General features: G+C 57.2%; 19 protein-coding genes. 9 read left to right on the top strand and 10 right to left on the bottom strand.

Annotated elements, in window-relative coordinates; all coding sequences use genetic code 11:
• Positions 1 to 64 precede the first annotated feature (64 nt).
• Positions 65 to 694 carry a MarC family protein gene (locus ABJL60_RS04530; protein WP_348285512.1) on the top strand — a complete coding sequence of 210 codons (630 nt, stop codon included), beginning with the start codon at positions 65 to 67 and terminating at the stop codon, positions 692 to 694.
• 48 nt (positions 695 to 742) lie between these two features.
• A complete protein-coding gene (locus tag ABJL60_RS04525; RefSeq protein WP_348285511.1) occupies positions 743 to 1,324 on the top strand; it encodes a TIGR02281 family clan AA aspartic protease in 582 nt (193 codons plus the stop codon).
• A 5-nt stretch (positions 1,325 to 1,329) separates the two neighbouring features.
• Here the strand turns inward: ABJL60_RS04525 and ABJL60_RS04520 are convergent, their stop codons facing one another.
• A complete protein-coding gene (locus tag ABJL60_RS04520) occupies positions 1,330 to 1,788 on the bottom strand; it encodes a DNA polymerase III subunit chi (protein WP_348285510.1) in 459 nt (152 codons plus the stop codon).
• Entirely contained in the window at positions 1,788 to 3,260 is a 1,473-nt protein-coding gene (locus ABJL60_RS04515; protein ID WP_348375024.1) for a leucyl aminopeptidase, read from the bottom strand. The genes ABJL60_RS04520 and ABJL60_RS04515 overlap by 1 nt, the downstream gene beginning before the upstream one ends.
• A 148-nt stretch (positions 3,261 to 3,408) precedes the next feature.
• Between ABJL60_RS04515 and lptF the strand changes: the two genes are divergently transcribed.
• Genes lptF through rsmA form a run of 6 tightly spaced genes read left to right on the top strand, consistent with a single transcriptional unit; the run spans position 3,409 to position 10,795 of the window.
• Complete coding sequence (lptF, locus tag ABJL60_RS04510; protein ID WP_348285508.1) at positions 3,409 to 4,533, top strand: LPS export ABC transporter permease LptF; 1,125 nt, start codon at positions 3,409 to 3,411, stop codon at positions 4,531 to 4,533.
• Entirely contained in the window at positions 4,530 to 5,627 is a 1,098-nt protein-coding gene (lptG, locus tag ABJL60_RS04505) for an LPS export ABC transporter permease LptG (protein WP_348285507.1), read from the top strand. The genes lptF and lptG overlap by 4 nt, the downstream gene beginning before the upstream one ends.
• A complete protein-coding gene (lptD, locus tag ABJL60_RS04500) occupies positions 5,624 to 7,777 on the top strand; it encodes an LPS assembly protein LptD (protein ID WP_348375022.1) in 2,154 nt (717 codons plus the stop codon). Before lptG ends, lptD begins: the two co-directional genes overlap by 4 nt.
• Before the next feature lie 11 nt (positions 7,778 to 7,788).
• Positions 7,789 to 8,994, top strand: coding sequence for a peptidylprolyl isomerase (locus tag ABJL60_RS04495; protein ID WP_348375020.1), 1,206 nt, complete (start codon positions 7,789 to 7,791; stop codon positions 8,992 to 8,994).
• Complete coding sequence (gene pdxA / locus ABJL60_RS04490; protein WP_348285504.1) at positions 8,991 to 9,956, top strand: 4-hydroxythreonine-4-phosphate dehydrogenase PdxA; 966 nt, start codon at positions 8,991 to 8,993, stop codon at positions 9,954 to 9,956. The genes ABJL60_RS04495 and pdxA overlap by 4 nt, the downstream gene beginning before the upstream one ends.
• Entirely contained in the window at positions 9,953 to 10,795 is an 843-nt protein-coding gene (gene rsmA, locus ABJL60_RS04485; RefSeq protein WP_348285503.1) for a 16S rRNA (adenine(1518)-N(6)/adenine(1519)-N(6))-dimethyltransferase RsmA, read from the top strand. The genes pdxA and rsmA overlap by 4 nt, the downstream gene beginning before the upstream one ends.
• Position 10,796: 1 nt before the next feature.
• Here the strand turns inward: rsmA and ABJL60_RS04480 are convergent, their stop codons facing one another.
• The 4 genes from ABJL60_RS04480 to prfA form a co-directional block, all read right to left on the bottom strand.
• Positions 10,797 to 10,976, bottom strand: a complete 180-nt coding sequence (locus ABJL60_RS04480) for a hypothetical protein (protein ID WP_108830144.1) — start codon at positions 10,974 to 10,976, stop codon at positions 10,797 to 10,799.
• 138 nt (positions 10,977 to 11,114) lie between these two features.
• Positions 11,115 to 11,711, bottom strand: a complete 597-nt coding sequence (locus ABJL60_RS04475; protein ID WP_348285502.1) for a DUF4167 domain-containing protein — start codon at positions 11,709 to 11,711, stop codon at positions 11,115 to 11,117.
• Positions 11,712 to 11,940: 229 nt separating this feature from the next.
• Positions 11,941 to 12,774 carry a peptide chain release factor N(5)-glutamine methyltransferase gene (gene prmC / locus ABJL60_RS04470; protein WP_348285501.1) on the bottom strand — a complete coding sequence of 278 codons (834 nt, stop codon included), beginning with the start codon at positions 12,772 to 12,774 and terminating at the stop codon, positions 11,941 to 11,943.
• On the bottom strand, positions 12,771 to 13,826 hold the full coding sequence (gene prfA, locus ABJL60_RS04465; RefSeq protein WP_348285500.1) for a peptide chain release factor 1: 1,056 nt from the start codon (positions 13,824 to 13,826) through the stop codon (positions 12,771 to 12,773). The genes prmC and prfA overlap by 4 nt, the downstream gene beginning before the upstream one ends.
• Positions 13,827 to 13,889: 63 nt before the next feature.
• Between prfA and ABJL60_RS04460 the strand changes: the two genes are divergently transcribed.
• On the top strand, positions 13,890 to 14,201 hold the full coding sequence (locus ABJL60_RS04460; RefSeq protein ID WP_348285499.1) for a hypothetical protein: 312 nt from the start codon (positions 13,890 to 13,892) through the stop codon (positions 14,199 to 14,201).
• Here ABJL60_RS04460 and ABJL60_RS04455 read toward each other — a convergent pair.
• From ABJL60_RS04455 to ABJL60_RS04440, 4 genes are read right to left on the bottom strand one after another with little or no spacing between them, the layout of a single operon-like run.
• Positions 14,145 to 14,540, bottom strand: coding sequence for a DUF1499 domain-containing protein (locus ABJL60_RS04455; protein ID WP_348375018.1), 396 nt, complete (start codon positions 14,538 to 14,540; stop codon positions 14,145 to 14,147). The two genes, ABJL60_RS04460 and ABJL60_RS04455, sit on opposite strands and share 57 nt — an antisense overlap.
• Before the next feature lie 48 nt (positions 14,541 to 14,588).
• Positions 14,589 to 15,536, bottom strand: coding sequence for an agmatinase (speB, locus tag ABJL60_RS04450; protein WP_348375016.1), 948 nt, complete (start codon positions 15,534 to 15,536; stop codon positions 14,589 to 14,591).
• On the bottom strand, positions 15,526 to 16,494 hold the full coding sequence (speB, locus tag ABJL60_RS04445) for an agmatinase (protein WP_348375014.1): 969 nt from the start codon (positions 16,492 to 16,494) through the stop codon (positions 15,526 to 15,528). Before speB (ABJL60_RS04445) ends, speB (ABJL60_RS04450) begins: the two co-directional genes overlap by 11 nt.
• A gap of 4 nt (positions 16,495 to 16,498) precedes the next feature.
• Complete coding sequence (locus tag ABJL60_RS04440; protein ID WP_348375012.1) at positions 16,499 to 17,665, bottom strand: M20 aminoacylase family protein; 1,167 nt, start codon at positions 17,663 to 17,665, stop codon at positions 16,499 to 16,501.
• Positions 17,666 to 17,723 lie beyond the last annotated feature (58 nt).

The following is a 17,723-nucleotide window of genomic DNA, read 5'->3' as shown; positions in this document are numbered from 1 at the left end:
TTTTGTTTCTTTTCGCTAAAAATATCCCGGGGGTCCGGGGGCAGCGCCCCCGGATACAACGCCAATGATTGACACCACATTTCTGATTACCGCTTTCGTGACGATGTTCGTAATCATCGACCCTATCGGCCTCGCGCCGTTGTTTTTGGCGCTGACACAGGGGCAGGATGTCAAAAAACGCCGCTCGGTCGCGGTGCGGGCCTGTGTGATCGCAATGGTCATACTCATCCTTTTTGCGCTTCTTGGCGAATCCTTGCTTGGGTTTATTGGCATCTCCATGCCCGCTTTTCAGGTCTCGGGCGGGGTGTTGTTGTTTCTTACTGCCCTCGACATGCTGTTTGAAAGACGCACAAAACGTCGCGAAGATCAGGCAGACGAAGATGACAACGAAGACCCTTCGGTCTTTCCTTTGGCTATTCCCCTGATTGCGGGGCCAGGCGCCATCGCATCTGTAATTTTGCTGACAAACCAGCGTCCCGGATTGGAAGGTTTGGGCATGGTGCTTGGCGTAACAGCGGCCGTTGTGCTGATCGCTTTCGGGTTGTTTTTGGCCAGTGGGTTGATCGAAAAGGCCCTGGGCAAGACCGGCATTACCGTTTTGACACGGCTTTTGGGCATGCTTTTGGCCGCCCTTTCCGTGCAAATTATGCTGGACGGGCTAGCCGCGTTCGGGTTTGGTCCCGGCGCAGGCTGACATTTCTAAAAGAACCACTATGTTCTATCCGAAGCCGTCGGAGGGTTCATGGAAAACGTCGATCAAGCCAGTGCAATATATCTGATCCTTTTGGGGCTTTTGTTGGCCGTAGGATTCTGGACACAAGCACGCAGCAACTGGAATCGGACGTTGCAACAGGCCGCCATTTGGGTGCTCATATTTTTAGGGGCCATTGCCGCCGCTGGACTTTGGGGTGACATTTCCAAAGGACTGAACCCGCAACAAGCCAGCTTCGATGAAAGCGGCAAAGTCGAGGTGCCACGCAGCCCGGATGGGCACTACTATCTGACACTGACTTTGAATGGCGCGCCCGTAGATTTCATCGTCGACACAGGCGCCACCGACATGGTTTTGTCCCGCAAAGATGCAAAACGCGCCGGTTTGAACCCGGAAACCCTGATTTTTTCCGGGCGCGCCATCACTGCCAACGGTGAAGTGAAAACAGCCACCGTACGCTTGGACGAGGTCGCTTTGGGCCCGCATGTCGACACAGATGTCCGCGCCATTGTGAACGAAGGCGACATGGCGGGATCATTATTGGGCATGGGATACCTGCAACGCTGGGGCAGGATCGAAATCACGGCAAAAGGGTTAAGCTTGACGCGATAGGCGCCTTACATCTCTGCCTTTTTCTCCCAAGACCCGCTTTCCTCGGACCAATATTGCGCCGACGCGCCTGCCGCTTTCAGGGTCTTCCATTGCCCCCGTGCCCGGTCCAAAGCACGGTCGTCATTGCCATCAAACAACACGCAAACGCGGTCCAGCGTTGCAATTTCATCGGCGGTCACGTCTGCCCCATCGATGCTCATGACACAATGCGGTGCATTAGCGGATTGGGCTTGCGTGGTCAGCAAGACCGGTTGGTCCGCATCATGTGAACCGCCTGCGATCCCATGGGGCAGAAAACTGTCGTCTGCCCCCATCCACAGCTTTTCATCCAGCCACATCATGCGTCCCGGATCGACACCACGCACAGCCACACGCCACCCCGCCTGCCCGGCTTTTCCCAGCAGCATTGTCAGCGTCTCGTCCATTGAACGGCGTGTTAGATGATAGAAATAGGCGGCCCCCATCAGCCGTCCTCGTAGACGTCCGACACCAAGCGGTTCAATGCCATAACGCCCCACCCTGTGGCCCCTGTGGGTGCCAGTGCTGTTTCGGATTTGACCGATGCAACACCTGCGATGTCCAAGTGGATCCAAGGTGTGTCATCTCTCACAAACCGCTGCAAAAACTGCGCCGCAGTGATAGATCCCGCCGGACGCCCGCCGATGTTTTTCATATCGGCAATACGGCTTTTCAGCATGTCGTCATATGCGTCGCCCAAAGGCATGCGCCACGCGCCTTCACCTTCGGCCTTGGCCGCTTTCAAAAATGCATCGCAGAATGTGTCATTGTTGGAAAACACCCCTGCGTTTTCATGCCCCAATCCGATGATGATCGCACCTGTCAGTGTGGCCAGATCAATCATTGCCTTGGGTGCAAAACGGTCCTGCGCGTACCACATCACATCACACAGCACCAAACGACCTTCGGCGTCTGTGTTGATGACCTCGACGGTATCGCCTTTCATGGATGTGATCACATCCCCGGGGCGGGTTGCATTGCCCGACGGCATGTTTTCCACCAAACCGACAAGCCCCACAACATTGGCTTTGGCACCGCGCAACGCCAATGCACGCATCGTGCCCGCCACAACGCCTGCGCCCCCCATGTCCATGGTCATGTCTTCCATGCCGCCTGCGGGTTTCAGGCTGATGCCGCCGGTGTCAAACACCACGCCTTTGCCGATCAGCGCCAGTGGTGCGTCGCCCTCAGTGCCACCGTTCCATTCCATCACGACGACTTTGGACGGGCTATCTGAACCTTGACCAACCGACAAAAGCGTTCGCATTCCCAGGCTTGCCAGCGCCTCCTCATCCAAAACCTCTACCTTCAACCCCAAGTCGCGCATGTCTTCCAACCGGTTGGCGAATTCCGTGGTTGTCAGAATGTTCGCGGGTTCGTTCGTCAAATCGCGCGTCATGAATGCGCCTTCCGCGATGGCCAACAAAGGCGAAGCGGCTTGTGTTGCGTCGTCGGGTTTGGAGCACATAATCACCACAGAGCCCGAAATGTCATCGCTGCCGGTTTTGTGATCTACAAAAGTATAATCCCGCATCGCCAGCCCAAGTGCGACGTTTTCGACACCGCGCAAAGGCCCGGCTGCCACCAACACTTCAGCCGTGCCGCGCAGCTTGGCCAAGGTGGCCCCTGTTTTACGCAACTGCACAACTGTCGACCGACGCGCCACACGCACAATATCAAGCGCAATGGCTGCCATGCCAACAGGCATATTCAGCGTAAATGCCTGTCCGGGCTTGGTTTTTGCAAAAACATCGCCTTCTACAGCGCGTGCGACTGCACCTTTGGTCAAGGCGTTGCAGCGTCGCGCATTGCTGTCCAAACGGCCCTCTTCATCCACAAAAATTGCCACACGCCCTGTGTGATCTTTCAGCTTTGCGATGTCCGTCATCTCGAAACGGATAGCTGTTGGTTTTCTCATTGGGGGACCCTTTCATGGAGGCGGCATGCGATGTTTCGCCAAGACCTAGCGCGACCGCTATGAAAAAACCAGATAACAGTTTTCCCCGCGCCCCGCTTGCCCTATTGTGGCTGCAAACGAAAAACACGACAGACCTTGGGGGAAATGAGTGGCCAAACTCGACAGATATGTCCTGTCGCAGCTTCTGCTGTTGTTTGGATTCTTTTCGCTGGTTCTGGTGGCCGTGCTTTGGATCAACCGCGCCGTGGTTTTGTTTGACCGGTTGATCAGCGATGGCCAGACCGCTTTGGTCTTTTTGGAATTCACCGCACTTAGCCTGCCCAAGTTAATCACGACAGTATTGCCCTTGGCGACTTTTGCCGCTTCCGTTTACGTCACCAACCGCATGAACAATGAAAGCGAACTGACGGTGATGCACGCCACAGGCAGCAGCCCCTGGCGTTTGGCCCGTCCTGTTTTTATCTTCGGTTTGATTTCGGCCACCATGATGTCGCTGCTCAGCCATGTCTTGGTGCCTTCGGCGCAGGCTTTGGTCAGTGAACGCGAAGCGGAAATATCCCAAAACGTCACGGCCCGCCTTTTGACAGAAGGCACCTTTCTGAACCCCACCAAAGGTGTCACCTTTTACACCCGCGAAATCGATGACGAAGGTGTGTTGCGGGATGTGTTTTTGTCCGACAGGCGTGCGCCTGTGGAAACGGTCACCTACACCGCCTCAGAGGCGTATCTGGTGCGCAACGGGGATGGCAGCACATTGATTATGGTGGATGGGCTGGCGCAGCGGCTCAACACCCAAACCCAGACTTTATCTACGGCAAAGTTCGCGGACTTTTCTTTTGATATCAGCGCCATCGTCAAATCCGACGACGGCAAATCGACCTCAATCAGGCACCTTAATTCCTTGGCTTTGATGCAAGACTGGGATGTGATTGCCGATGAAACCGGCGCCAAACGCGGCAGCATAGCCGAGGAATTGCACAGCCGTTTTGCCCAGCCATTGTTTTGTGTCGCTGCTGCATTGATCGGGTTTTCGACACTTTTGATCGGTGGCTTTTCACGCTTTGGCGTGTGGCGCGAAGTTGTGATTGCATTTGGATTGTTGATCTTCATTGACGGGGCCCGATCGGCTTTGGTTGATACCGTCGTTCAAGACGCATCCAAATGGTTTGTGATGTATGTGCCTGCCCTGATCGGGGCGGTTTTGGTTGCGGGAATGTTGTTCACCGCCGCCCACCCCAGATGGTGGCGCCGCCGCAAAGAGGTGGCGTTATGATTTTACACTTCTATTTTGCCCGCCGCTTTGCCATAAGTTTTTTGATCATTACGGGCGTCTTTTTGACGTTGGTTGTTTTGGTCGATCTGATTGAACAAACCCGCCGCTTTTCGGATATGGGGGTCACGTTGGGGCAACGTCTGACACTGTCTTTGTTGAATGCCCCCGAGACCATCAACCAGATTTTGCCATTGATCATGATCCTCGCAACTGTGGTTCTGTTTATCAGCCTTGCGCGGTCTTCTGAATTGGTGGTGGCACGTGCCGCTGGGCGATCAGCCATGCGCACCCTTATGTCACCTGTAGTGGTGGCTTTGATTATCGGATGTATGGGGGTGGGTATGCTGACCCCTATCGTTGCCGCCACAACAAAGCGTTACAGCGCATTGGTGGACGGCTACCGCAGTGGTGGCGCATCGACACTTTCCATTAGTGCGGAAGGCCTGTGGTTGCGCCAAGGCAGCGAAAGCGGCCAAACGGTTATTCGCGCAAACCAATCCAACGCAGATGCGTCCGTGCTATATGACGTGACCTTCATGGAATATGGCGAAAACGGCAGCCCTTTGCGGCGCATCGAAGCCAAAAGCGCCGCTTTGCTGTTGGGGGCATGGTCTTTGCGCAGCGCCAAGGAATGGCCATTGCAAGCCGGCATCAACCCTGAGGGCAACGCCACAACACACGAGTTGCTAGAGGTGCCATCGTCGTTGACCTTGGACCGCATCCGCGAAAGCCTTGGCACACCGGCCAGTGTGGCCATCTGGGATATGCCCGAATTCATCGCACAATTAGAACAAGCCGGTTTTTCCGCACGCCGCCACAAGGTCTGGATGCAGGCCGAACTGGCGCGGCCCGCGTTCTTGATGGCGATGGTTCTTGTTGCCGCGGCCTTCACCATGCGCCATACCCGTTTTGGGGGGACGGGCATTGCTGTGCTGTCCGCAGTTCTAATGGGGTTTGGGCTGTATTTTATGCGTAGTTTTGCGCAGATTTTGGGGGAAAACGGGCAGATTCCCACCGTTTTGGCAGCATGGGCGCCACCTGCTGCTGCGATTCTATTGGCTGTTGGCCTCTTGTTGCATGCGGAGGATGGATGATCCGTAATCTGACAGTTGCATGTATTTTGGCCTGCGCCCCTTTGGCGGTCCTTGCACAAGATACCCCACCGCCGCCTGCGGCTTTGGTCGCGGACAGTGTAGAAGTCACCCGTGACCGCGTTTTGATCGCAACAGGCAACGTCGAGATATTCCAGGGCGACACCCGCCTTCGTGCGCAAGGCGTAACCTATGACGCCCGCAAAGGGTCGCTGGTTTTGACAGGGCCGATTTTACTGCAAGACGGGCCCGACATCGTGGTTGTGGCGGATCAGGCAGAGCTTAGCAAAGACCTGCAAGACGGGCTTTTGATCGGGGCGCGCGTTGTGATGAACGAACAGTTGCAGCTGGCCGCTGTGGAAATGAACCGCGTCGGCGGGCGCTACACCCAGCTTTACAAAACTGCTGTAACATCGTGCCATGTCTGCGACAGCGGCAAAGCCCCCTTGTGGCAAATCCGTGCAAAGCGCGTTGTGCATGACCAGCAAGAACAACAGCTGTACTTTGATCGCGCCCAGTTTCGCATCCGCAATGTCCCGGTGTTTTACTTGCCGCGCCTGCGCCTGCCCGACCCGACGTTGGAACGCGCCAGCGGGTTTCTGATCCCGTCGCTGCGCACCACGTCGCAATTGGGCACAGGCATCATTGTTCCGTATTTCATCAAGCTTGGCGATCATCGGGATCTGACCCTAAGCCCCTATTGGTCCGCACGCACAGACACGTTGAATTTCCGCTATCGTCAGGCGTTCAAAACGGGCCGCATTTCGTTAGAAGGTGCCTATACCCGCGATGATCTGCGCCCCGGCGAAGATCGCGGTTATTTGTTCGGGGAAGGCCGTTTTGATCTGGAACGCGGCTATGTTCTAAGCTTTGCTTTGGAAACCACATCAGATGACGCCTATCTGATCGACTATGGCATCACCGACGCGGACCGCTTGACCAGCGAGCTGGCTTTGACACGGGCCAGGCGCGACAAATACATACGGGCGGCCGTGATCAACTTCCGGACCTTGCGCGAAGGCGAAGTGAACAAGACCCTGCCGACAAACGTCATCGAAGCGACCTATGAACAGCGCTTTTTCCCCAACCAGCTTGGCGGCGAATTTCGTATTGCGGCCAACGCCCATGGGCATTTCCGCCAATCCGGTGATCCCAACGATACGAACCTTGATGGCATTGCTGACGGGCGGGATGTGCTGCGTTTGAACCTTGAAGCGGACTGGCACCGTCAATGGACCTTCCGCAGCGGGCTGCAGGCGGACTTTGGCATCGGATTTGCTGCAGACCTGTTCCACATCAAACAGGATGCGCTTTTCACCGATCCGGACTCTGACATCGTGCCCCGCACGTCGCTGACGTTGCGCTATCCGATGGTGCGTCAGGGCCGCAATGGTCGCCAATTGCTAGAACCTGTGCTGCAAATTGGTGCGACAGGTGGATCAAGCCTGAACATTCCCAACGAGGAAAGCACCCGCGTCGAATTCGACGAAGGCAACCTGTTGTCCCTGTCACGTTTCCCGCGCCCTGATCGGCGCGAACGCAGCGCCACCGCCGCAATCGGGATCAACTGGAGCCACTTTGGCAACGAAGGCTGGGACAGTCATCTGACCTTCGGCCAAGTCATTCGCCGCCGTGCCAACACCGACTTTTCTGACACATCCGGCTTGGCCGGAACACATTCCGATTTCTTGCTGGCTGGACAAATCAAATCCAAAGGCGGGTTTTCTGTGACGGGCCGCGCCCTGTTCAACGAAAAGTTCGACGTCTCCAAAGCCGAATTGCGCGGTGATTGGGCCGGACAACGCAGCAGCTTTGGCACCTCTTATGTGTGGCTGACCGCGGATGCCGCAGAGGACCGTCCCACAGCCGTATCGGAACTGACGTTTGATGGCACATACAAGCTAAGCAATGTGTGGACCGCCAATGCGAACTGGCGGTACGATCTGGTGGATGACCGCGCGGCCAGCGCTGGTTTGGGCATCCAATACGTCAATGAATGTGTTACAGTCGATTTCTCTGTGAAGCGGCGCTATACATCCTCAACAAGTGTTGAGCCTTCGACCAATCTGGGCTTTACAATATCCTTGCGCGGTTTTTCAGCCTCCAATGGAACCGAAAGATACGCCAACTCATGCGAAACAAAAACAAGATGAGCAGTAAACCGATGAAACGATCCGTCCTTGCCTTGGCGCTCACTGCGGCCCTCTCGTTGCCTGCCACAGCCCAAAACCTGTTTAAACCCGTCGTGCAAGTCAACGACAGCATTGTCACGGAATTCGAAGTCAACCAGCGCATCCGCTTTTTGCAAATCATTGGCGCCCCCGGTGGCACGCGTGATGCAGCCATTGAAGCGCTGATCGAAGACCGCTTGCGGATCGAGGCAACCCGCGACGCAGGTCTTGTCCTGACGGAAGAAGGCATCACCGCGTCGATGGCGGAATTCGCGACACGCGGCAACATTGAGCTGCCCGAATTTGTGCGCCTGTTGGGGCAAGCCGGTGTATCACAAGAAACGTTCCGTGATTTCGTCACCGTCAACATTGCGTGGCGCGACCTGATCCGGGCGCGATATGGCAACCGAGTTCAAATCTCGTCTGCGGAAATTGACCGGGCATTGGCCGCGTCCAGCGACCAAGGCAGCATTCGCATTCTGCTGTCGGAAATTATCATTCCCGCCCCGCCCCCGAAGGCCGCCCAAGTGCAGGCTTTGGCGGAACGGATTGCCCAAGCCAAAAGCATCGCTGAATTTTCGAGCTTTGCCCGACAGCATTCTGCCACGGCCACGCGGACACGCGGCGGACGGCTGGATTGGGTGCCGCTTAGCAATATGCCGCCTCAGTTGCGTGGCGTGATTTTGGGGCTGAGCGTTGGTGAAATCACGCAGCCATTGCCCATTCCCGGTGCCGTGGCCCTGTTCCAACTGCGCGACATTGAAGAAACGGACGCCCCTGCCCCAGAATTCGCAGCCTTAGAGTATGCAGCATACTACATGGCAGGTGGCCGGTCTCAGGCGACCTTGTCCGCAGCCGAAGCCCTGAAAACCAAAATCGATGTTTGCGATGATCTTTACGCCGTCGCCAAAGGCCAACCCGAATCCGCGTTGGATCGCGGCAGCTTGGCCCCTGCGGACATCCCCCAAGACATCGCCATCGAACTGGCAAAACTGGACCCCGGCGAAGTCTCTACCAATCTGACCCGGTCCAACGGCGAAACGCTGGTCTTTTTGATGCTGTGCGGCCGCACTGCTGCGCTGAACGAAGAAACCGATCGTGAAACCGTTGCAGCCGGCCTGCGTCAACAACAGTTGACGGGCCTGTCTGACAGTCTTTTGGAACAGCTGCGTGCGGACGCTCGTATCGAATACAAGTGACACTGCCGGTCGTTATAAGCTGCGGTGAACCTGCGGGTATTGGCCCCGAAGTCGCCGCAAAAGCTTATCAGGTTTTGCGCTCAGCGGTGCCCATGGCCTATGTGGGGGACCCCAGACATCTGCCAGCAGACACACCTGTTGTGGGCATTGACCATCCGTCTCAAGCGGCGGGTGCCATGGCGCAAGGGCTTCCTGTTCTAACCCATGGTTTTGCCGGACATTCAACGCCCGGGCACCCTGATCCAAAAGACGCGCAAGGCGTCATCGATGTCATTGCGGCTTGTGTGGATTGGGTCACCCAAGGCCATGCCAGTGCAATCTGTACCGCCCCCATTCACAAAAAAGCGCTGCAAGACGGGGCACAGTTTGCCTATCCCGGACATACTGAATACCTAGAGGCTTTGGCAGGCAACGGGGCACATGCCGTCATGATGCTTGCCAGTGATGCGCTGCGCGTGGTGCCCACAACAATCCACATCCCGCTGGCCGATGTGCCTGCGGCGCTGACGCCTGCATTGTTGCGTGACACTATCGCCATCACGCACCGCGATCTGCAACGTCAATTCCAGATCAAAGCCCCCCGCCTTGCCATCGCAGGTTTGAACCCCCACGCAGGCGAAGGCGGTAAAATGGGCCGCCAAGAGGTCGACTGGATAGCCGACCTTGTGCGTGACATGGTGGCAGAGGGCTATGACCTGACCGGCCCCCTGCCTGCAGACACGATGTTCCACGCCGCAGCCCGCGCCAAATATGACGCCGCGATTTGCATGTACCACGACCAAGCGCTTATTCCGATAAAAACACTGGCTTTTGACAAGGGTGTCAACGTCACGCTTGGACTGCCCTTTGTCCGAACATCGCCGGATCATGGCACAGCCTTTGATATCGCAGGCAAAGGCATTGCCGATGAAACCAGCATGGTAGAGGCCCTGAAACTGGCCCAAAAGATGAGCAAAACATGAGCCAGATCGACACCCTTCCCCCATTGCGGGACGTGATTGCCACCCATGACCTGAGCGCACGCAAATCCTTGGGACAGAATTTTCTGCTGGATCTGAACCTGACGGCAAAGATTGCACGACAAGCCGGTGATCTGACGGGTTGTGATGTGCTTGAAATCGGTCCCGGCCCGGGCGGGTTAACCCGTGGTTTGCTCAGCGAAGGGGCGCGGCGGGTCCTGGCGATTGAAAAAGATCCGCGTTGCTTGCCTGCACTGAACGAAATCGCCCAAGCCTACCCCGACCGTTTGCAGGTCATTGAAGGTGATGCATTGGACATTGACCCGCTTGTGCATCTGACCCCACCCATTCGCGTCGCTGCAAACCTGCCCTATAATGTGGGCACCGAACTTTTGGTGCGGTGGTTGACGCCCAAGGACTGGCCGCCTTTCTGGGACAGCTTGACGTTGATGTTTCAACGCGAAGTGGCACAGCGGATCGTGGCGCAGCCAGGGTCGAAGGCTTATGGGCGTTTGGCCATTCTGGCGCAATGGCGTGCAGAGGCGGAAATCGTGCTGTCGTTGCCGCCCGGGGCCTTCACGCCACCGCCAAAAGTATCCAGCGCCGTGGTGCATTTGAAGGCGTTGGCTGAACCGCGCTTTCCTGCCAAGGCAGCAACGCTGTCGCGCATTGTGGCTGCCGGGTTTGGGCAACGTCGTAAGATGCTGCGTGCGTCGTTAAAAAGTGTCGCGCCCGATATCGAAGACCGTATGCGTGAGGCTGGCATTAAGCCCACAGACCGCGCAGAGCAAATCCCGCTGGAAGGGTTTTGCGCGTTGGCCCGTGCCGTAGACGCGGCCTAAATCAACCCTTTTTGTCGCGGGCCGCTTTTTCTTCTTTTGTCAGCTTGTTGTTCCAAACATTGTTGCTTAGGCCCAGTTCAGGCTTCAACGGTTTGGTTTTGCCAACGCTGACCTTGCCGCCTTTGTTCAGAAATTCCTGAATAAGGGCGTCGTCTGTGGTTTCTTTTGGGACATGTTTCATAGTCGAAAGCCTACGTGCGGCAAACCGCACTGACAACAGCGTTTCGTGCACAAACTGTCCAACACACGAAAAAAGCCCCGCGACTGGCAGGGCTTTTGTCATCGTCGTGTTTTTACGCGATCACTCGTTTTTACGTGATCACTCTGCGGCTTCGGGCGCGTCCGGAGTGCTTGGGGCCTCAGGCGCGGGGGCCGCGTCGGCGGCTGGTGCCGGTTTTGGTTTGGGTTTGCGACGTGGCCGCGGTTTTGGCTTGGGTTGGCTTTCCGGTGTTTCGACCAACCCGCTGTCAGCCTCTGCTGCCTGTTCGGGCTGTGGTTTGGGTGCAGGCTGTTCCGTCACCTCAGGCTGTGGCGCTTCGCCGGGGTCGTTTGATGCGGCTTCCTGACGATCCACACGTTCTTGACGTTCGCGATCCCGTTCGGCCTGACGTTCGCGGTTCTGGCGTTCTTGTTCTTCGCGCTTGGCGTCCATTTCACGCTGCGCTTCAGACAGCATACGTGTGTAGTGTTCGGCGTGTTGCTGGAAGTTTTCCAACGCGACGCGATCACCGCTAAGTTGCGCATCGCGGGCCAGTTGATTGTATTTGTCGATGATCTGTTGCGGCGTGCCGCGCACTTTGCCCTCGGGACCGGAGCTGTCGAACACGCGATTGACGACGTTGCCACCGCTGTTGTTGTTGTTGCCACCGCGGTTGCGATTGTTCTTGGACCTAGAGCGTGATCTGGACGATTTCATAAATTCACTTCAGCCTTCGTGATTAAGCTTGGACGATGTCGGATGCGCCTTGCATCTTGTTTGCGATATCGAATTGTTGGGCTATGAGCCGCGCGGGACTACCTAACGTAGGCATCCACCACTGCAACGCCCTTGAATAAACACGGTGGCCCTGTCGCGGCAAGCCTAAATCCCACTATAGCCCCAATAAATCACATGATTCAGTAGATTAATGCTGAATTCTTTACGATCAGCCAGCAAAATCCGCACAAACCACCCTGTCGCGCCCATCCAGATCCGGCAAAATCCGAACATTGCGCCAGCCCGCGGCCTCGAACAGCGCACACACACCCGGCCCCTGTTTGTGTCCGATTTCCGTAAGCACACGCCCCCCCGGGTCAAGATGGTCTTGCGCCAACGCCGCCAACACGCGGTATCCCGTCAGCCCGTCTGCTTCATCCGTCAGTGCCATACGCGGTTCATGGTCGCGCAATTCCGGTGACACATCTTCCATTTCTTCGACAGCAAGATAGGGCGGATTGGACACGATCAGATCAAAGCGCCCCCGCACAGCTCCGAACCAGTCGGATTGGAAAATATCGGCGCGCTCCGCCACCCCGTTGGACACAGCATTTGCACTGGCTTGCAAACAGGCCGCTTCGGACAGGTCGGTGCCCACCCCGACGGCCGTGGGGCGTTCGGCCAACAGCGTGATCAGGATGCACCCCGAACCGGTCCCGATGTCCAAAACCGACCCAAACGGCTGCGCCAATGCCGCTTCGATCAGCGTCTCGGTTTCGGGCCTTGGGTCTAGAACATCAGAGCTTACGTTAAAGCGGCGGCCATAAAATTCACGCGCCCCGATCAGATGAGATACTGGCACGCGCACAGCCCGGAGCGAAATCAACTGGTCATAGCGTTCGGCAATATCAGGGGCCAAATCTTCGGGTGCAATCAAGGTGATACGCGCCGCATCCACCGAAGCGGCATGGGCCAGCAACACCCGTGCATCGCGCGCAGGGTCCGGCACACCAGACGCCCGTAGTTTCGCCGTCGCGGCCACCAAAGCTTGCGCTGCGGTCATGTGCCCATCTCTGCCAGTTTACGGGCCTGATCGTCGGCGGTCAGCGCATCGACAATTTCATCCAGATCCCCCGTCATGACCGCATCCAGCTTGTAGAGCGTCAGGTTGATACGGTGATCCGTCATGCGCCCTTGGGGGAAATTATAGGTGCGGATACGCTCTGACCGGTCGCCCGACCCCACTTGGCTGGCACGGTCTGCTGAACGCGCGTCATCAATGCGGCTGCGTTCCATGTCATAAAGCCGCGCGCGCAGAACCTGCATCGCGATCTCGCGGTTGCGGTGTTGGCTTTTCTCGGAACTGGTGACCATCAGCCCTGTGGGCAAATGGGTGATGCGCACGGCAGAATCGGTGGTGTTGACGTGCTGCCCACCAGAGCCTGACGCCCGCATGGTGTCGATCCGCAGATCGTTTGCGTCAATCTGGATGTCTACGTCTTCAGCTTCGGGCAGCACCGCGACCGTGGCCGCAGACGTATGCACACGCCCCTGACTTTCGGTAGACGGCACACGCTGCACACGGTGCACGCCGCTTTCGTATTTCATCCGCGCAAAGACGTTTTCGCCTTTGATGTGCACCACGACTTCCTTGACGCCGCCCAGTTCAGTCAGCTGTTCTTCGATGATGTCGTATTTCCAGCCCCGCGCCTCGGCGTAACGCAGATACATACGCAGCAAATCGCCCGCGAATAACGCCGCTTCGTCGCCGCCTGTGCCGGGGCGGATTTCCAGCATGGCAGGCTTCGCGTCTGCAGCATCTTTGGGCAACAGCGCCAGTTGCAATGCAGCTTCGGCGTCCGGCAAGGCGTCGCGCAATTGCGGCAGTTCTTCGCGCGCTAACTCTGCCATATCAGGGTCGTCCAGCATCGCCTCTGCGTCATCAATTCCGGTCAGAATTTGGCGATATGCGGTGATTTGGTCCACGACGGGCTTCAAATCGGAATATTCTTTGGCCAACGCCGCAATATCCGCGCCATCAGCCCCCGCCGCCATTGAGGCTTCAAGGAATTGAAAACGCTGATTGATCTGTTCTAGTCGGTCTGCAGGGATCATGACCTGTCTGTGCGGGATTGAAGGGGTTTGGTCAAGAGGCGGACCTGTGATAAGCTTCATCGCATGAGATATGGCGTTTTTATCCTAAGCCTGTTGGCTTGTCCCGCAGCCGCTGACGTGACCAGCCCCAGCCGCAAAACGGTCGAGTGTTATTGCACTGATACATCCGGTGCCCGCATTGAATTGGGGCAAAGCATTTGCCTGCATGTTGACGGGCGCATGTTCACAGCCCAGTGCCAGATGTCCCTGAACGTGCCAATGTGGCGCGAAGTGCAAAACGGGTGTTTGTCCAGCATGGGGCCAGACGTGCGGCCCGGCCTAGGGCAAAGCCGCCAGCAGTTGCCCCAATCGCGCATCGTTGACGCCAAGATCTGAACGCCCGAACCGCAAACGAGCGTGCAATTTTAACGTCCCATTTGCCTGTTGAACTGTCGTGTAGTCGGGAAACCCCATCAATTTGGACCGTGTGATGTAGGTGATGTGCCCGTCCTCGACGGATCCGGCCAAACGTGACGTGCGCGGCAAAGCCTGTGCAGCCTTATCGACAAGAGCCAGCGCATCTGGACCTGCTTGCGTCACCCGAATAGCGCCCGCCGCGAAGCGTTTGTCGTTGTCGGCTTCAATCGCGGTGTGCCAACGCGCCGGATCAGACGGCGCCAACCGGATGTAAGCCAGCCCCGCCACAACCAGCAGCAATATTCCCCAAATCGCCATGCGCACACCTTTTTTCATGTTGCTTTCGTCACATCATCAAAATCGGCATTATCGGTAGGCCACCCCGGGCAAAATGCACAGCATTTCGTACAGAATGTTGGCCCCGACCAGCGCCGTGTTTCCAGACGTGTCATAGGGCGGCGATACCTCAACAAGGTCGCAACCCACAACATTGACGCCACGCAACGCACGAATAAGTTGCATGGCTTGCGGTGTGGTTAGCCCGCCAATTTCCGGGGTTCCGGTTCCGGGGGCATAGGCCGGGTCAAGGCTGTCGATGTCATAAGTGATGTATGTGGGCACATCCCCGATATCGCGCCGGATTTCAGCGCCCAAAGTGTCCAGCGGACGATGCCACAGTTCGTGGCTGGGAAACTGCTGGAACCCCCACCGCGCCGCTTCTTTGAAATCATCTGCACCATACCCTGTGCCACGCAGGCCGACTTGGTAGGTCTTTTCGGGAATGACCAACCCCTCTTCATAGGCGCGGCGGAACACGGTGCCGTGGGTTTCTTTTTCGCCAAACATCTCGTCATTCACATCCGCATGGGCGTCCACATGCACCAGGGCCACGGGCCCGTGCCGTTTGGCCATCGCCCGCAGGATGGGCAAGGTGATTGAGTGATCGCCCCCGATGGCCATAGGCATCGCATCGTAGTTTAAGATCGCATCATAACTGTCTTGAATAATGCGCAAACTGTCGCTTAGGGAAAATGTATTGATCGCCAGATCGCCAATGTCCGCCACTTGCAAACTGTCAAAGGGTGCTGCCCCCGTTTGCATATGATAGGGCCGTAACATAGCACTTTGGCTGCGCACTTCCTTGGGGCCAAAGCGCGTGCCCGACCGCCAGGAAGTGCCGATGTCCATGGGAATGCCCAGAACCGCCACATCAAGGCCTTTCAGGTCGTTGACCGCAGGCAGACGCATAAATGTGTTAGGACCCGAAAAACGGGCCAGCGCATTTCCACTGATCGGTTGATTTTTATCGGCCATCGCGCAGTCTCCATCCCAGCAGGCAACACAGCTCTGTTGCAACATGGGCGCCCGCAATCGCCGTGGCCCCCGTTGTGTCAAAAGGCGGGGACACTTCCACCACGTCGCCGCCTTTGATGTTGATGCCCGCCAATTCACGCAACAGTCGCGCCGCTTGTGCGCTGCTTAGACCACCCCAGACGGGGGTGCCTGTGCCGGGCGCAAAGGCGGGGTCCAATCCGTCTATATCAAAGGTCAGATAGACAGGATGGTCGCCCACAATCTTTTGGGCGCGCCGCGCGGTTTCTACAGGGCCGATGTCATGCACGGTGGCCGCGTCGATGATGTTGACGCCCAATGTGTCTTCGTTCGTGGTGCGAATGCCGATCTGCACCGACCGCGCCGGATCGACCAAACCCATTTTGACGGCTTTGTAGAACATCGTGCCGTGATCGACGCGGTCCATATTGTCATCTGCCCAAGTGTCGGTATGTGCATCCACCTGAATCAACGACATGGGACCGTATTTGGCGGCATAGGCCTTAAGGATCGGAAAGCTGATGTAATGGTCACCGCCCAAGGTCACAGATGCTGTATCCGTCGCCAAAATACCCGCGATGTGATCGGTCAGGGACACAGGAAAAGCAGGAATATTGGCGTAATCAAACGCCAGATCGCCATAGTCCACGATGGCCATTTCGCTAAGCACATCAAAGGGCCAGCCATAGGGCGCATCAGGGGCTTGCAGGGCAGAGGCTTCGCGGATTGCGCGCGGCCCAAGCCGTGTGCCAGGGCGGTTGGTGACCGCTTGGTCGAACGGCACACCCGTCACGGCGATATCGGCGTGGGTCAGGTCCTTGGTGTAACGGCGACGCAGAAAAGACAACGCCCCACCAAAGGTGTTTTCATTGGTCAGCCCTTTTAGGTCATCGCGGGTAAACCCATGATCCACTTGGCTTTTTGCATCTTCCAATCCCATGACCTTATCCCGCCACCGGTTGCGCCGTTTCCACCAGCCGCGCAAAGAAGGACGCACCGACAGGGGCCACTTCATCGTTGAAATTGTATTCAGGGTGGTGCAGCGATGCGCTTTTGCCTTGGCCCAGAAACAGGTACGCGCCCGGGCGGGCCTCAAGCATGTAGGAAAAATCTTCAGACCCCATGACGGGTTCCACATTGTCCAGAACTGCGTCCGCGCCCACAACATTCCGCGCCACGTCTGTGGCCAGCGCCACGCCCACTTCCGTGTTCACAGTTGGCGGGTAGCCGCGATGGTACACAAAATCTACAGTGCAGCCAAAGCTGGCGGCCTGACCTTCGGCAATCTCGCGCAGGCGGCGTTCGGCCATGTCGCGGATCTCGGGATCGAAGGTGCGCACGGTGCAATTCATGTAGGCCGTGTCAGGGATGACGTTTTCCACCGAACCGGTGTGGATTTGCGTCAGTGAGATGACCAGTTGCTTGAACGCGTCCATGTTGCGGCTGGAAATCGTCTGGATCGCTTGGCCGATGGAACACGCCGCGACCACGGGATCAATGGCGTCGTGGGGGTTGGCGCCGTGCCCGCCCTGTCCCTGAATGGTAATATGCACCGAATCCGCAGCCGCCATCAGAGGGCCCGGCGTGGTCATGAACTGGCCCACCGGAAAATCGGGCGCATTGTGCACGCCGTAGACCTGCGCGATCTCAAAGGTGTCCATGATGCCTGCCTCGACCATGGCTTCGGCCCCGCCGGTGGCTTCTTCGTCGGGCTGGAAAATCAGGGCAACACGGCCCGAGAAATTGCGTGTCTCGGCCAGATATTTGGCGGCGCCCAGCAACATGGTGGTATGACCATCATGACCGCAGGCATGCATCCGGCCGTCGTGGGTGGATGCATAATTCAGCCCCGTGGCCTCAACAATGGGCAAGCCGTCCATGTCTGCCCGCAACCCGATTGTCGGCCCCGGCCCCTGCCCTTCGATGATTGCGACAACACCCGTTGTCGCAAACCCTTCGTGAATGTCAGTGATCCCGAACTCACGCAGCTTTTGCACAACAAACGCTGCCGTCTTGTGACACTCGCGTCCCAATTCGGGAATGGTGTGCAAGTGCTGCCGCCACGCGGCCATGTCTTCGGCAAAGCCTGCAATACGATTAACGATGGCCATGGGTGGACTCCTTTGCCCTGAATAAGGTTTGGTACATCCAAACCGAAACCGCAGGGGG

It is taken from the genome of Ascidiaceihabitans sp. (assembly GCF_039986515.1).
In the GTDB taxonomy this organism is placed as follows: domain Bacteria; phylum Pseudomonadota; class Alphaproteobacteria; order Rhodobacterales; family Rhodobacteraceae; genus Ascidiaceihabitans.
The sequence above is the reverse complement of the archived record's forward strand: the minus strand, read 5'-3'. Positions and strand labels throughout refer to the sequence as shown.

Excerpts from the sequence above, each read along its gene's own strand:
- ABJL60_RS04525 (WP_348285511.1), top strand. The coding sequence starts at position 743 with ATGGAAAACGTCGATCAAGCCAGTGCAATATATCTGATCCTTTTGGGG.
- ABJL60_RS04455 (WP_348375018.1), bottom strand. The coding sequence starts at position 14,540 with ATGGCGATTTGGGGAATATTGCTGCTGGTTGTGGCGGGGCTGGCTTAC.
- ABJL60_RS04530 (WP_348285512.1), top strand. The coding sequence starts at position 65 with ATGATTGACACCACATTTCTGATTACCGCTTTCGTGACGATGTTCGTA.
- ABJL60_RS04520 (WP_348285510.1), bottom strand. The coding sequence starts at position 1,788 with ATGGGGGCCGCCTATTTCTATCATCTAACACGCCGTTCAATGGACGAG.
- lptD (WP_348375022.1), top strand. The coding sequence starts at position 5,624 with ATGATCCGTAATCTGACAGTTGCATGTATTTTGGCCTGCGCCCCTTTG.
- ABJL60_RS04515 (WP_348375024.1), bottom strand. The coding sequence starts at position 3,260 with ATGAGAAAACCAACAGCTATCCGTTTCGAGATGACGGACATCGCAAAG.
- ABJL60_RS04475 (WP_348285502.1), bottom strand. The coding sequence starts at position 11,711 with ATGAAATCGTCCAGATCACGCTCTAGGTCCAAGAACAATCGCAACCGC.
- speB (WP_348375014.1), bottom strand. The coding sequence starts at position 16,494 with ATGGGATTGGAAGATGCAAAAAGCCAAGTGGATCATGGGTTTACCCGC.
- prfA (WP_348285500.1), bottom strand. The coding sequence starts at position 13,826 with ATGATCCCTGCAGACCGACTAGAACAGATCAATCAGCGTTTTCAATTC.
- ABJL60_RS04440 (WP_348375012.1), bottom strand. The coding sequence starts at position 17,665 with ATGGCCATCGTTAATCGTATTGCAGGCTTTGCCGAAGACATGGCCGCG.
- prmC (WP_348285501.1), bottom strand. The coding sequence starts at position 12,774 with ATGACCGCAGCGCAAGCTTTGGTGGCCGCGACGGCGAAACTACGGGCG.
- ABJL60_RS04480 (WP_108830144.1), bottom strand. The coding sequence starts at position 10,976 with ATGAAACATGTCCCAAAAGAAACCACAGACGACGCCCTTATTCAGGAA.
- lptG (WP_348285507.1), top strand. The coding sequence starts at position 4,530 with ATGATTTTACACTTCTATTTTGCCCGCCGCTTTGCCATAAGTTTTTTG.
- ABJL60_RS04495 (WP_348375020.1), top strand. The coding sequence starts at position 7,789 with ATGAAACGATCCGTCCTTGCCTTGGCGCTCACTGCGGCCCTCTCGTTG.
- rsmA (WP_348285503.1), top strand. The coding sequence starts at position 9,953 with ATGAGCCAGATCGACACCCTTCCCCCATTGCGGGACGTGATTGCCACC.
- ABJL60_RS04460 (WP_348285499.1), top strand. The coding sequence starts at position 13,890 with ATGAGATATGGCGTTTTTATCCTAAGCCTGTTGGCTTGTCCCGCAGCC.
- speB (WP_348375016.1), bottom strand. The coding sequence starts at position 15,536 with ATGGCCGATAAAAATCAACCGATCAGTGGAAATGCGCTGGCCCGTTTT.